This window comes from Acinetobacter sp. SM1B (assembly GCF_003289665.1).
GTDB classification, from domain to species: domain Bacteria; phylum Pseudomonadota; class Gammaproteobacteria; order Pseudomonadales; family Moraxellaceae; genus Acinetobacter; species Acinetobacter schindleri.
In genome coordinates, this window is sequence record NZ_QMBM01000001.1 from 1,923,191 (window position 1) to 1,936,881 (window position 13,691).

Consider the following 13,691-nt stretch of genomic DNA (forward strand, 5'->3'; position numbering starts at 1 on the left):
CAAATTCATATTTTAACAGTCATAAAAAAAACCACCCGAAGGTGGTTTTTCAGTCTTCAATAAAAATTATTGAATTGCGTAGATGCTGATTTCTACACGACGGTTTTGCTCACGGCCTTCAGCAGTCGCGTTAGACGCGATTGGGTTTGCTGAACCTTGACCTTGTGCATTAATACGTGTTGTAGAAACACCTTGAGATGCCAAGTAGCTTGCTACAGATTGCGCACGCGCTTGAGACAGAGGAATGTTGATTGAATCATTACCTGTGCTGTCTGTATAACCTGTTACAAGAATACCGCTCTTGTTATCTTCAGTTAAGGTTTGTGCAACTTTGTTTAAAGTTGAATAAAAGTTCGGCTTGATGTTTGATTTATTGGTATCAAAGGTAATGTTACCCGGCATAACCAAACCTACAGAGCCATCTGGATTACGGTTAACTTCTACACCAGTACCCGCCATTTGTTGGCGAAGTTTCTTCTCTTTGTTGTCAAGGTAAACACCCGTTGAACCACCGACAACTGCGCCAATCGCTGCAGCACGGTTGTTTTGTGCACTTGTGTTTGCGTTACTTTTAGAGACCCCATAACCTGCAGCAGCACCAATTACTGTGCCTAACGCTGTTTTGTCATATTCCATACCACCAAGGTTGTTACCAGTCGATTGACAACCTGTTAATACCATTGCCCCTACAACTGCTGTCGATATTACTAATGCACGCATGGCATGCCTCCTTACTTGTGTTTTGTTGTACAGGCTGAATATTGAATGAAAAAATACACTTAGACCATTGATTTTTTGTTAATAAAAAAACTTTTACTTACAAATATACATGATCATGTACAAATCTGGGTATAACTTCATCACAATTTCTACACACTTTCACTTCTACACTTTTTTATTTTAAAAACAACATTTATAGTGGAGTAATCTACAAATACGTGACGCATTGGACGATTTATCTTCAGGATTGATTTATATGTCATCGCAAGCAAAAAAACAGCCTTTATTAAAAAAAATCACAAAAGGACTCACTGTGGGTACAGTCATTACTGGCAGTACATTTTTTCACGGCCCTCCTGTGTTGGCTTTAGGCTTAACCAAACTCTTCAAGCAGTCAAGTAAGGTCGATGAAACCAATATCAAGATTACCAACAGCTGGCTTGGCGTAAACAACTGGCTGATCGAGAATGTCCTTAAAAATACCCAATGGACCATTACCATTGATGAATCTCTGGATCTGAATATGCAGGGCCGCTACCTGATGAGCTGTAATCATCAGAGCTGGGTCGATACTACAGTCAATCAATACTTCGGCTTAACCCGTATGCCATTGACTCGGTTCTTTACCAAATGGGAACTGATCTTTATTCCATTCGTCGGACAGGCATTTAAGATTCTTGGTTTCCCGATGATGAAGCGTCACACCAAGGAACAGATTGCTAAAAATCCGGTACTCAAAGATCGCGATATGGATGAAGCACGTAAATCCTGCCAGCAATTGCTGAGTCAGCCATTTACCCTGCTCAACTATCTGGAAGGTACGCGTTTTACCCAAGAGAAACATGACCAGCAACAGTCTCCCTTTAAACATTTGCTCAAACCGAAGGCCGGCGGTCTGGCCCTGGCGCTGAATATTCTGGGTGACCGTATTGATGCCTTTGTGGACATGACTATCGTTTATCCGGACGGCATACCAGGTTATGGTAAATTCTGGCTAGGCGAAGTACCCCGTATTGCGGTAGATTTAAGAAAGATTGATATTCCGGACTGGGTACTGGGCGGTAATTATGAAGAAGATGCTGAATACCGCGAGCGTTTCCAGCAATGGGTTCATCAAATTTGGACTGAGAAAGATCAGTTGATTGAAAAAATGAAGCAGGATCTGGCTCAAGCAGCCTAATGCACTGATCTGAGAGACTATGAAACCAACTCCCCCGAAAACCAGCTCCAGCGCCTTTAAGTTTTTCCGTGAAGGCACCTGGGGCTGGAAGGTCGCCTTGGCCTATGACATCTTTATGATGGTGTTAATCGTCATCAACCTGTTCTGCCTGAGTGCCAATGCCATTTTAATGAGCGACTTCGGACAATGGTTATTCGATTTCATACGTCTGCCTGAAATCCTGCAATTTTATAAGGCTGAACTGCGTCCCTGGGTGATCATTACTGAAGGCTGGTTTACGACTTTCCTGATTGGGGAGTTATTGGTGCGCTGGCTAATTGCCATAGTCTTGCGTCATCATGCCCGCTGGTGGTTCTTTCCGTTTATTCACTGGTATGAAATTCTCGCGATCGTGCCGCAACTGCGTTTCCTGCGTCTGCTCCGCGCAGTAGCTATCGGCTACAACCTGCATAGCCATGGTTTCAAGGTGATTCCGTCTAGCTGGTATAAGCGTGGCAACTTCTATTACAACCTGGTTATGGAAGAATTGACCAGCCGTATTGTAGTGACCGTACTGGACGGAATTAAACGCGAGCTAACCACCAGTACCACGCACCGTCAACTAATTGATGACCTGGTCGAGCATCACCGTCAATTATTTGCCATTGCCTTGGCAGATATCCTGCAAGAAACCCTAGGCAAGGAATTACAGGCACAGCGTTATATGATTTCCAAAAACGTCGGCCAAGTGGTGAATAAAGCCATTGAAGATACGCCAGAGCTGACCCGGCTGTTACGCCTAATCCCAATTGTAGGCAGTCGCATGGAACAGCAGATTCAGAGTATCGGACAACGTCTGGGAGAAAATATTACCCAAGGATTGATCGATCCGTTTACGCATACTGATTACAGTAAAGATAATCCAACTTTTGCCATGATTTCTGAAAAGATCAGTCAGATCCAGATTGAACAAAATCCAAACATTGACAAACTGGTGGAGTCGGCTGTTTTTGAAACACTTGAAGCGATCCGCAAACAGGTCAAAATTAAACAGTGGCAGCAGATTCTGGAAGAAAATGAGCAAAATCAGCGTTCAACATACCTCTAATTCAGCATGAATAATGCTATGCTTTTTTATGGCATCTGATCGCATAAAAAAATAACCTGGATCGCTAGAGAATTAACGAAATTTGTTCTAGGATTTGCACTATTTACAACATTACTTCGACATAAAATTTACAAGTCAGAAGTATTAAGGAAGAACTATGGCTGATATACGGATTAAGGGCAGAATGGTCAATGCGATTCGCATTACCCTTGAAACAAATGATCATGATGCGATCCGCCAGCAATTAGCACCAAAATTACAAGCTGCTTTTCCACCGGGCACCCTGGTGGTGATTGAAAGTACTGTCGAGCAGGAACTTATCGCGCTTATCCAGCTGTTGATCAGCATGGATGTACAACCAATGGCGGTGACTGAAGGCCTGCTTGCAGATCAGGCACGTGCAATCCAGTTCCCGGTATTGCCACCTGACCGTCAGCTACAGGAAATCAAGGCAACCAAAGAACAGGTCATTGAAGTCAAACCGGAAGTTGTTAAGTCAGAGGCTGGAACAGAAGAAGTTAAGGCAGCACCTGTCATTGCTCATGTAACCTCTTACCATGATGAAATCCTGCGTACTGGCCAGTGCATTGTGCAGCATCATGGCGACATTATTATCAGTGCTGGCATTAACAGCGGTTCAGAAGTGATTGCTTCTGGCAATATTCATGTTTATGGCAGTGCCCGTGGTCGTGTGATTGCCGGTGCAGGCGGCAATACTGCAGCACGCATTTTCTGTCATGCACTGGAAGCAGAACTGATTTCCATTGCAGGTACCTATTGTGTTGCAGACGATATTCCACCGCATGTGGTGAAAAAGCCTGTGCATATTTACTTGAATGATCAACTAGAGCTTGTATTTGAAACTCTAGAATTTTAATGTATAAATAAACACCAAAACCCTATGTTAAATAGGGAATTTAAACCATAACAGGAGTGGATTCGGTGGCGAAAATTGTTGTCGTAACGTCAGGCAAAGGTGGTGTAGGTAAAACTACAACAAGTGCATCTTTTGCAACAGGTTTAGCCCTACGTGGCCACAAAACTGTTGTTATCGACTTTGACGTGGGTTTACGTAACCTTGACTTGATCATGGGTTGTGAACGCCGCGTTGTTTATGATTTTGTGAATGTTTTAAATAACGAAGCGCGATTACAACAAGCGCTTATTCGCGATAAGGATATTGAGAACTTATATATTTTGCCAGCGTCTCAAACACGTGATAAAGATGCCCTCACTGATGAAGGTGTTGCACGTGTAATGGATGAACTGTCGCAGGAATTTGATTACATTATTTGTGACTCACCTGCGGGGATCGAACGTGGTGCCATCATGGCCATGTACCATGCTGATGAAGCCATCATTGTCACTAACCCTGAAATTTCTTCAGTACGTGACTCTGACCGTATCATTGGTATGCTCGACAGCAAGACTAAAAAAGTAGAACAAAATGAAGGCCGCATCCGTAAACATCTGTGTATCACACGTTTCAATCCTGAACGCGCGGATAAACAGGAAATGTTGACCATTGATGACATTTCTAAAGATATTTTACGTGTGCCGACTCTGGGTGTAATTCCTGAGTGTCCAAGTGTCCTGCAAGCATCGAACGAAGGCAAGCCAGTTATCAACTTTACTGCTTCTGCTGCAGGTCAGGCTTATGATGACCTGGTTGCGCGCTTCCTGGGTGAAGAGCGTCCTTACCGTCATATTGAAGTGAAACCAAAGGGCTGGTTAGCTCGACTATTTGGAGCATAAGCATGGCTGGATTCTGGAGTAAGCTTTTTAGCAGTGAGGAAAAACCAACAAGCGCACAAACCGCGAAAGACCGTTTAAAGGTAATTGTTGCATCTGAACAGGGTCTGGGACGTCGTTTAAGCCAGGACAAGATTGACATGATGAAGAAAGAAATCATGCAAGTGGTCAATCGTTATGTTCGCGGTGTAGATGAACAGCATATTCAAATGCAGGTCCGTTCTGAAGCGAATATTGAAATGCTTGAAATGAATATCAATTTACCTGAAGAACGATAATTTGATTTTTGATTAGTCAATTAAATTGATTCAAGGCAAAATATGAGACTGAACAAAGCACTGCTTTGTTCAGTCGCAAGACGAGAAGCTTTGCTTCGATTGGACTGAAAGTAAATTACTGCTTTGTTGAAGCGCAAGACGAGAAGCGATGCTTCGAGTGGACTGGTTATACAAAGTTTACTTTACCCAATCACAAGATCCGAAGTTTAGCTTCAAGGTAGACAGAGAAAATGAAAAATACTTTGTCACTTGCGTACTCATATTTTGCCTTTTTCATGTCGAAAATTATATCAAGGAGCTTGTGATGGCATTGTCTCAACCGGCAACATTTAACGAAGAATGGTCAGATGAGCGTGTGTTTGCCTATCTCACTCAATTACCTCCTACAGGCGTAAACGCAGACTTTCATGTGCTTTATCATGCTTATAAACACATGCGTCCTTTTGACTATGAACGCCTGTTGACTCAATTCGTTGCAGATGGTCGTGATATCAATGCTACTAACCCTGAAGGTGAACGCATTCATGACGTGATCGCGAAATTCCCGCGTCACAGTGCTGAGTTCCTTGAAGTATTGGCCAAGTTCGCTTAAGACTTTGCTGATGCAATAAAAAAGCCTGCTTCATGCAGGCTTTTTTATCGGTGGAGATGCTGAATTAGATCAGAATCTCACGCTTACCATTCGCGCCCATCGCGCTCACTACACCATTTTCTTCCATCTGGTCGATGATTCGGGCAGCACGGTTATAACCGAGGCTAAACTTACGCTGTAGCGATGATGTAGATGCCTTACGAGTTTCCAGTACGAAAGACACACACTGGTCATACAGTGGATCACGGTCAGAAGCACCATCGCCACCATCTTCAAAGCCACGATTGGTTGGTTCTTCATCAAATGGAGTTAGAATTTCATCAACATAGTTCGGGGCACCACGCTCACGCCAGGCATCACAAATACGGTTAACTTCATCATCGGCAATAAAGGCACCATGCACACGCTCAGGCTCAATCTTACCTGGCCCCAGAAACAGCATGTCACCATGACCAAGCAGGTCTTCTGCACCTCCTGCATCCAGAATGGTACGCGAATCAATTTTCGAGTTTACACGCAGTGCTACACGTGTTGGGATGTTGGCTTTGATCAGACCGGTAATCACATCCACCGATGGGCGTTGAGTTGCCAGTAACAGGTGAATCCCCGCAGCACGAGATTTCTGTGCCAGTCGGGTAATCATTTCTTCCGCTTTTTTACCGACCTGCATGATCATATCTGCGAACTCGTCCGCGACAATCACAATCGATGGTAATGGTGTCAAACGTGGTGCACGTTCCCCTGCCACCGATTCACTGGCTTTCCAGGTTGGATCAAACAGATCTTCACCATTGGCAATGGCTTCTTCAACCTTACGGTTGTAGTCGCTTAGCTTACGAATTTTCAGGAAGGACATCAGCTTATAACGACGTTCCATTTCATTGACACACCAGTTCAGTGCACTGACTGCATCTTTCATGTCAGTGACTACAGGCGTCAACAGGTGTGGAATATCGTTATAGTTTGCGAGTTCCAGCTGTTTCGGGTCAATCAGGATCAGACGTAATTGATCAGGTGTGTACTTGAGTAGCATCGACAAAATCATCGAGTTTACTGCGACCGACTTACCAGAGCCGGTTGTACCGGCAACCAGCATATGCGGTGCCTTGCCAAGTTCAGTAATCACCGGATTACCAGAAATGTCTTTACCCATCGCCATCGACAGGATGGCACTTGCATCTTCAAATTTCGGTGTTTTAACCAGCTCGATCAGGCGTACCATTTCACGGGTACTGTTTGGTACTTCAATCCCGATATATGGCTTGCCTGGAATCACTTCAACCACACGCACCGATGCCATCGACATCGAACGTGCCAGATCACGCGAAATATTCGTCACTTTAGAGGCTTTTACCCCTGGTGCCAGATCCAGTTCAAAACGAGTGACCACTGGGCCAGGCTGCGCTTCAACCACTTTGGCCTTGACGTTAAATTCCTGTAGTTTAATTTCCAGTAATTCAGACAGACGTGATAATTGCTCTTCAGTGAAATTGACTTTCTTGTTCGGATCAACTTCATCCAGTAGTTCCAGACCTGGTAATGGCGAAAGATCTTTACGGCGTTCAGCCACCATCATGGCGCGTGACAATGGACGACCCATCGAGTCAGTCAGTGGAGCATCAAAATCGAATTCATCTTCCTCTTGAGGAGCACCCGCAGTTTCATGCCATGCTTCAATAAATTCTTCTTTGGATAATGCCGCTTTGACTGCATCAATGGTATTGTGCTGATTTGTATTTTGTTGAAGAGCTGTCTGAGCAGTCGAGTTGCTTTCAGGTGCAGAGACTTCTATGCCTTGATGCTGAATCGGTGCCTGTACAAAAGCGGAAGATTGCGCATAGCTGGAAGCACGGGCTGGCTTTTGCGGCTCAATATCCTCGACCAGCAAATCATCCAGATCATCAAAATCAGTTTCTAGCCCCGTGTTACGTATTGCGGACGTAGAAACCGGTGGGATACTGATGCCTGTTGCCACAGCTGCAGTCGCTGCCGCACCTTTGGGCAAGTCTTCGACAATTCTTAAGGTTGGCTGTTCAGTAGCTGCTTGCGCAGTAAATGGACTATGCACATCCGTCGCAGTTTTACCCGGCGGTACAGCTGCCAATAGCTCATCAAAGATTTCATCATCATCCCAATCCAGACCTTTTTTCGTCGTCACAGACGGTACAGGTGTTTCAGTTTTAAGATGTGCCTTGATTTCCTGAATTGAAGCAACTGTTGTAGGGGCTGCAGGGGGATGTTGCTGTTCTTCCGCTGCTTTTAATAAAGCATCAATATCCTGTTTATGGCGCTGATCCTCATCAGAATGCAAGGCACGCCAAACTTCGCCCGTGGTAATTACGCGATCTGGATCCTGAATCAGGCGATGCGCTTTTTCAAGCGTTTTTTCAAATTCTTCATCTTCCGGACTAAGTTCAGGTTCGATATGTTTTTTCTGTTGCGCCTTGAATTCACGGTCAGCAATGTCATCAAACAGGCGCTCGGCTACATGGTCACGAACTACGGGATCTATTTCTACAGGCTCATGCTCAGGTACAGGAACCACCGGCGTTGAGATGCTCTTTTTAGCGGGGCTGCTGGCGATATCTTTCTTGGCAACTGCCATAGAGCGATCAAACTCGCCCTCCCCTTCCGGGACATTACGATAAAACAGATCCTGTAAATATGCAGGCGTTGCTTTCAGGCTGCTCCAGGTCTTGTTCCATTTCACGCCAAAGGCCAAGGTAAACAGCATGACCCATAAACCCACCAGAAACACTGCCGCACCGTATATCGTCAATAGCTGTTCAAGACTCTGACCTAATTCATAACCGATAATGCCACCCGACGAATTATCCAGTGTATCAGCAGGAACTTCCCAGAACAGGAACAGTAAGGCAGAAGTGGTCAGTAACAGGAAGAATTGCGCTGCATAACGGAATGGCCGGTTTAGGAAGCTGTGTGGCCACCAAACCTGTACTGCTTCTACGAACAGATATAATGGAATGAGTAAGCTCGCCCAGCCCAGAAAACCAAACAGTAAGTCTGAAATCCATGCACCTGCAACCCCACTGGCATTTGAAACCGTCTGGGTGTCACTGGAAATGTGCATCCACCCCGGGTCAAATGGCGTATAGGTCACTGTTGCAAGAAACAGATAGATCCCAAATGAGACCAAAAATAATGTCATTACTAAGCGCTGTGCATAAGCACTCGACACCGTTGTCATATACTGTCCTGTAGCCAATTCTTCATGAATGTTCTTTTGCTATTATGATTCAAAAAAACGACGCAATAAAATGCCTATTATGCACCTGTTACACGAAAAAAGATGCAGTATTGTGCAACTGCACATAGGTCTTGTTCTTTATCACTTCTATATAGCTCAAATCGATTTGGATGATCAATAATATCGACTTTAATCTCACACCACTGTTATACAGTTTCACGTATAATTCAATAAATTTCTAAATACAAAAAGGATAGCCCGATGAGCGCACGTCACTCAAGACTGATTATTTTAGGTTCCGGCCCTGCTGGCTATAGCGCCGCTGTGTATGCAGCGCGTGCAAACTTAAAACCGACACTCATTGCAGGTCTGCAACTTGGTGGTCAGCTGACAACGACGACTGAAGTGGACAACTGGCCAGGTGATCCTGAAGGCCTGACTGGTCCAGTATTGATGGAACGTATGCAGGCGCATGCGGAACGTTTCGGTACTGAAATCGTATATGACCACATCAATGAAGTAGATCTGAACGTACGTCCTTTCGTATTAAAAGGCGACATGGAAGAGTTCACTTGTGACGCCTTGATCATTTGTACCGGTGCGACCGCGCAATACTTGGGTCTTGAATCTGAAGCTGCATTTATGGGTCAAGGTGTGAGTGCATGTGCGACCTGTGATGGTTTCTTCTATAAAAACCAGAAAGTTATGGTTGTCGGTGGTGGCAATACTGCGGTAGAAGAAGCACTTTACCTGTCAAATATCGCATCTCACGTGACTTTGGTACACCGTCGTGACAGCCTGCGTTCTGAAAAAATTCTTCAGGACCATCTTTTTGAAAAAGAGAAAGAAGGCAAAATCAGCATCATTTGGAATCATCAAGTGGATGAAGTTTTAGGTGATGCCAAAGCAGGCGTAACTTCTGTACGTTTGAAATCAACTCAAGATGATTCGACTCAAGAAGTTGAAGTTTCAGGCATGTTCGTTGCGATTGGCCATAAGCCAAACAGCAGCATGTTTGAAGGTCAATTACAGCTTCGTGATGGTTATATCCAGGTGCAAAGCGGTACTGCGGGCAATGCAACGCAAACTTCTATTCCTGGCGTATTTGCTGCGGGTGATATTGCGGATAGCGTATACCGTCAGGCAATTACCTCTGCAGGTTCGGGCTGTATGGCCGCACTGGATGCAGAAAAATATCTCGATGCGATGGGCAAGTTAGACTAAGCAGCGAAAATGAGAAAGCCGTCCATCTTGGGCGGTTTTTTTATGTATGATAAATACTGATGATTCTAAAACCAGGTTCAAGCATGCAACATCTTCCTCCTTCACAGTTCATTTTCCCCAATCCTGTAGAAGTGGATCTTGAAGGAGAAGGCCTGATTTGTATTGGCGCCGATCTCACTCCATCTACCCTGTTTGAAGCCTATTCACATGGCCTTTTTCCATGGTTTTCTGAAGGTGATCCAATCTGCTGGTGGAGCCCGGAACCACGTTGCATTATCCGACCACAGGATTATCATCCAAGTAAATCCCTGATTCGAAATATGAAAAAGTATGATTATAAAATTACTGTGAATCATGCTTTTGAACGGGTTATCCGTTCCTGCTCACTGCCTCGTGCTTATGCCGATGACACCTGGATTAGCGAAGATATTATTCAGGGTTACTGTGATATGTTTGACGCCGGTTATGGCTATAGCATTGAAGTCTGGGATGAAGATCAAGTGGTGGGCGGATTATATGGCGTCACCATTGGACAGGGCTGTTTTGGTGAATCCATGTTCAGCACCCAGACAGATGTCTCGAAAATGGCATTTTATACTTTAATGCTGATAGGTCAGGAAAATCAGCTTCCTTGGATTGACTGCCAGTTGGTCAATGACCACCTGTTAAGCCTCGGTGCCAGTACAATTTCTCGCCAAGCGTATCTTAATTCGTTACAGGATGTGATAAAACGCCCACCTATCAATTGGCAAAAGTATCAGGAGGGTGTATTTTCAAGTAAAACAATAGCGTTAAATGCGCGATTAAATGAATGAAAATAACAGAGGGAATTTGTCATGAACTCCTATCAACCAAAATCCCTACTGAACGATTTACAGTATTATATTACCCCGCCACATGATTGCAGCTATCTGCCCAACAAGTCTGCACGTATGGTTTTTCTCGATCCCTCACATCGCATAGATGTGGTGACACTTTCTGAATTATCCCGTACCGGTTTCCGCCGTAGTGGCGATTTTGTATATCGTCCTGAATGTCACCTGTGCCGTCAATGCCTCTCCTCTCGTGTACCCGTGCGTGAATTCAACATGAACAGTTCACAAAAAAAGGCATGGAAAAGAAATCAGGACTTAAGCCTGCGCATTACTGCACCGCAGCAGGCAAATGATAGCCATTATGCGCTGTATGAACGCTATATCAATGAACGCCACGCCGATGGTGATATGTATCCACCAAGCCGGGATCAGTTTGAAAAGTTTTTGTTGCAAAGCTGTACCGATAGCTTTTTCCTGGAACTCTGGAAAGATGACCGGCTGATCAGTGTATCGACCTGTGATCTGCTCGATGACGGAATTTCTGCGGTTTATACCTTCTTTGATCCGGATGAAAATCGACGTTCACTCGGTGTTTTTGCAATTCTAAAACAGATTGAACATGCTCAGAAATTAGAGCTGCCTTTTATTTATCTGGGTTACTGGGTCCCGCATTCCAGCAAGATGAATTACAAGTCTCAATACCTGCCGCTTGAATTGCTGATTGATGGCCAATGGCGTCGGTTAAACCACTCGCTCAATGCGGCGGAGATTGAACACCTGGGAAACTCCTTGATGACGACCCTACCCTCCGGATGGAATAATCCCATCATCAAGTAAGATGGTCGTCACTAAAAAGAAGCTTTAATCTGATTTATTTAAACAGGCTGGCAAAATCGTCTGTACATGCCTTCACCATAATAATGGCATGTTCACGACCACCGCCCGAGTTTGGATAGTAATTCTTGCGCAGGTCAATCTGGTGAAAACCAGCCTTTTCATAAAGACGAATTGCAGCTGTATTTGATTTACGTACTTCCAGGAAAATCTGTACCGGATTATTTTTCAGTAACTGGATAGATTTTTCTAGCAACTGAAAACCAAGACCTTTACCCTGCTGGCTTGGGTCAATTGCCATGAGTAATAAATTGGCTTCATCCAATACCGGTTGCAAAATACAAAAACCCACCACTTTACCTGCATATTCAATAATAGTGCTCTGATAAGCACTAACGGCTTCCTCGAACTGGGTTCTGGTCCAAGGATGAGATTGCACTTGTTGCTCAATCTGGGTGACCGCATCTATATCTGCTATTTGCATCAAACGAATCATGTTCGTTCATCTATCAATAAAAATCTCCTGCGCATTATAGAAACTTTATACTGAAAATCGAGTAAAAAAAAAGAGCGATTTCAATCGCCCTTTTTTAGTCTCGGATTAAAGACCAAGTTTGCCTTTCCAGTGTGTCAGCAAACTGTGTGTATCATGGTCATTTGGATGGAAACCCGGTTTGAAGTACATCGCCATTTCACGCCCCATACCAGTAATTACACCTTTGGACGGACTATAACCATATTCGTAAATGTCCTTGAGGGATTCCAGGTTTAACTGACGATCTTCCTTTAGCAAACGCATGACAAAATAGCTTTGCACAAAGAACAAAGTCACCATAGCAATTACCAGTGAACTGGTACGTAACAGATATGACTTTAAGCCTTTTCCAAACACGCCTTCAAACACGTCATAGGCCACAGCTTTATGCTCATTTTCTTCAATGGCATGCCACAACCACATGGTTTTCATGGTGTCATCTTTCATCAGTTCCTGAATATGACTATTGGTCAGCAACTGAGAGGCAATAGTCGCAGTAAAATGTTCAAGTGCGGTCGTTGCAGTCAAATCTACCATTTCCTGAGTAATTCCCACAGGCTTGGCTAATTTTGCCATGACTTTACGCGTTGTTTGAATGACTTTATCCGTATAACGATCCAAGGTATCAACATCATGACCGTATTTTTGCGCTGAGGCATTGAAGCCGACATGTTCCTGGGTATGCATCGCTTCTTGCCCAATGAAAGCAGAGATTTCTTTTTGCAGTACTTCATTGTCTTTAAGCTTGGGATGATTACGTACCGCACGCACACTGTCGATAAAGAATTTTTCACCTGCGGGAAACAAGGCAGACAATGCTGTCATAAAATGAGTCAGCCCGGCTGAACCATTCATCCAGTATTCTGGAACCTGTTCAAAATCAAAGTTCATGCGACGTACAGGAAAACTTGCACCGGCACGATGAGTAATTTTTACTTCAGCATTCATATAACGCCTCCTGACAGATCTTCTCGACCCGGCCCTATTTTTCTATTTTCTTATTGGTATCTTACTCAGTTATCTGCTTGACATCATTGCAGTTAAGGTCAGCTGAATATCACTTTAGGACAGCACTCTAATTTTGTTAGACAATTTATTTTTCACTTTAGATAAACAAAAAAAAGCGTCCCAAAGGGACGCTTTTTTTACACAATCAGTGATTATGCAGTAACACGAGACACTACACCAGCACCAACTGTACGACCACCTTCACGGATCGCGAAGCGAAGGCCTGCGTCCATTGCGATTGGGTGGATCAGCTCTACTGACATCTCAACGTTGTCACCAGGCATAACCATCTCAACGCCTTCTTTAAGCGCGATCGCACCAGTTACGTCAGTTGTACGGAAGTAGAACTGTGGACGGTAACCGTTAAGGAATGGAGTATGACGACCACCTTCTTCTTTAGAAAGTACGTATACTTCTGCGTCGAATTTAGTGTGTGGCTTGATTGTACCTGGTTTAGC

At 44.2% G+C, this 13,691-nt stretch carries 13 protein-coding genes and 1 pseudogene; 9 read left to right on the plus strand and 5 right to left on the minus strand.

Going from position 1 to position 13,691, the window contains the following annotated elements; all coding sequences use genetic code 11:
* Window positions 1-66: 66 nt before the first annotated feature.
* Entirely contained in the window at window positions 67-720 is a 654-nt protein-coding gene (locus C8322_RS09270) for an OmpA family protein (RefSeq protein ID WP_008305529.1), read from the minus strand.
* Between the two features lie 256 nt (window positions 721-976).
* On the opposite strand from C8322_RS09270, the gene C8322_RS09275 reads away from it, so the two are divergent.
* From C8322_RS09275 to C8322_RS09300, 6 genes are all read left to right on the plus strand, one after another.
* The gene (locus C8322_RS09275; protein ID WP_108675835.1) at window positions 977-1,900 is read left to right on the plus strand and encodes an acyltransferase; all 924 of its coding nucleotides are present in this window, start codon (window positions 977-979) and stop codon (window positions 1,898-1,900) included.
* A 19-nt stretch (window positions 1,901-1,919) separates the two neighbouring features.
* Window positions 1,920-2,987, plus strand: coding sequence for a hypothetical protein (locus C8322_RS09280; RefSeq protein ID WP_004811146.1), 1,068 nt, complete (start codon window positions 1,920-1,922; stop codon window positions 2,985-2,987).
* Window positions 2,988-3,144: 157 nt separating this feature from the next.
* Entirely contained in the window at window positions 3,145-3,864 is a 720-nt protein-coding gene (gene minC / locus C8322_RS09285; RefSeq protein WP_004811148.1) for a septum site-determining protein MinC, read from the plus strand.
* 65 nt (window positions 3,865-3,929) lie between these two features.
* Window positions 3,930-4,742, plus strand: coding sequence for a septum site-determining protein MinD (gene minD, locus C8322_RS09290; RefSeq protein ID WP_004811150.1), 813 nt, complete (start codon window positions 3,930-3,932; stop codon window positions 4,740-4,742).
* A gap of 2 nt (window positions 4,743-4,744) precedes the next feature.
* Entirely contained in the window at window positions 4,745-5,017 is a 273-nt protein-coding gene (minE, locus tag C8322_RS09295) for a cell division topological specificity factor MinE (protein ID WP_004811152.1), read from the plus strand.
* Between the two features lie 304 nt (window positions 5,018-5,321).
* Window positions 5,322-5,609: a PA4642 family protein gene (locus C8322_RS09300; protein ID WP_004811154.1), complete on the plus strand. Its 288-nt coding sequence runs from the start codon at window positions 5,322-5,324 to the stop codon at window positions 5,607-5,609.
* A 64-nt stretch (window positions 5,610-5,673) separates the two neighbouring features.
* Here the strand turns inward: C8322_RS09300 and C8322_RS09305 are convergent, their stop codons facing one another.
* Entirely contained in the window at window positions 5,674-8,817 is a 3,144-nt protein-coding gene (locus tag C8322_RS09305) for a DNA translocase FtsK (protein ID WP_004811155.1), read from the minus strand.
* 261 nt (window positions 8,818-9,078) lie between these two features.
* On the opposite strand from C8322_RS09305, the gene trxB reads away from it, so the two are divergent.
* The 3 genes from trxB to C8322_RS09320 all read left to right on the plus strand — a co-directional run bounded on the left by trxB (window position 9,079) and on the right by C8322_RS09320 (window position 11,693).
* On the plus strand, window positions 9,079-10,041 hold the full coding sequence (trxB, locus tag C8322_RS09310) for a thioredoxin-disulfide reductase (RefSeq protein WP_004811157.1): 963 nt from the start codon (window positions 9,079-9,081) through the stop codon (window positions 10,039-10,041).
* Window positions 10,042-10,124: 83 nt separating this feature from the next.
* Window positions 10,125-10,856: a leucyl/phenylalanyl-tRNA--protein transferase gene (aat, locus tag C8322_RS09315; RefSeq protein WP_004811158.1), complete on the plus strand. Its 732-nt coding sequence runs from the start codon at window positions 10,125-10,127 to the stop codon at window positions 10,854-10,856.
* A 21-nt stretch (window positions 10,857-10,877) separates the two neighbouring features.
* Window positions 10,878-11,693 carry an arginyltransferase gene (locus C8322_RS09320; protein ID WP_004811160.1) on the plus strand — a complete coding sequence of 272 codons (816 nt, stop codon included), beginning with the start codon at window positions 10,878-10,880 and terminating at the stop codon, window positions 11,691-11,693.
* A 34-nt stretch (window positions 11,694-11,727) separates the two neighbouring features.
* On the opposite strand, the gene rimI is transcribed toward C8322_RS09320, so the two are convergent.
* From rimI to tuf, 3 genes and pseudogenes are all read right to left on the minus strand, one after another.
* Window positions 11,728-12,186, minus strand: a complete 459-nt coding sequence (gene rimI / locus C8322_RS09325) for a ribosomal protein S18-alanine N-acetyltransferase (protein ID WP_004811162.1) — start codon at window positions 12,184-12,186, stop codon at window positions 11,728-11,730.
* Window positions 12,187-12,291: 105 nt separating this feature from the next.
* Window positions 12,292-13,173 carry a metal-dependent hydrolase gene (locus C8322_RS09330; RefSeq protein ID WP_004811165.1) on the minus strand — a complete coding sequence of 294 codons (882 nt, stop codon included), beginning with the start codon at window positions 13,171-13,173 and terminating at the stop codon, window positions 12,292-12,294.
* A gap of 212 nt (window positions 13,174-13,385) precedes the next feature.
* A pseudogene (gene tuf / locus C8322_RS09335) lies at window positions 13,386-13,691 on the minus strand (elongation factor Tu); the annotation flags it as partial.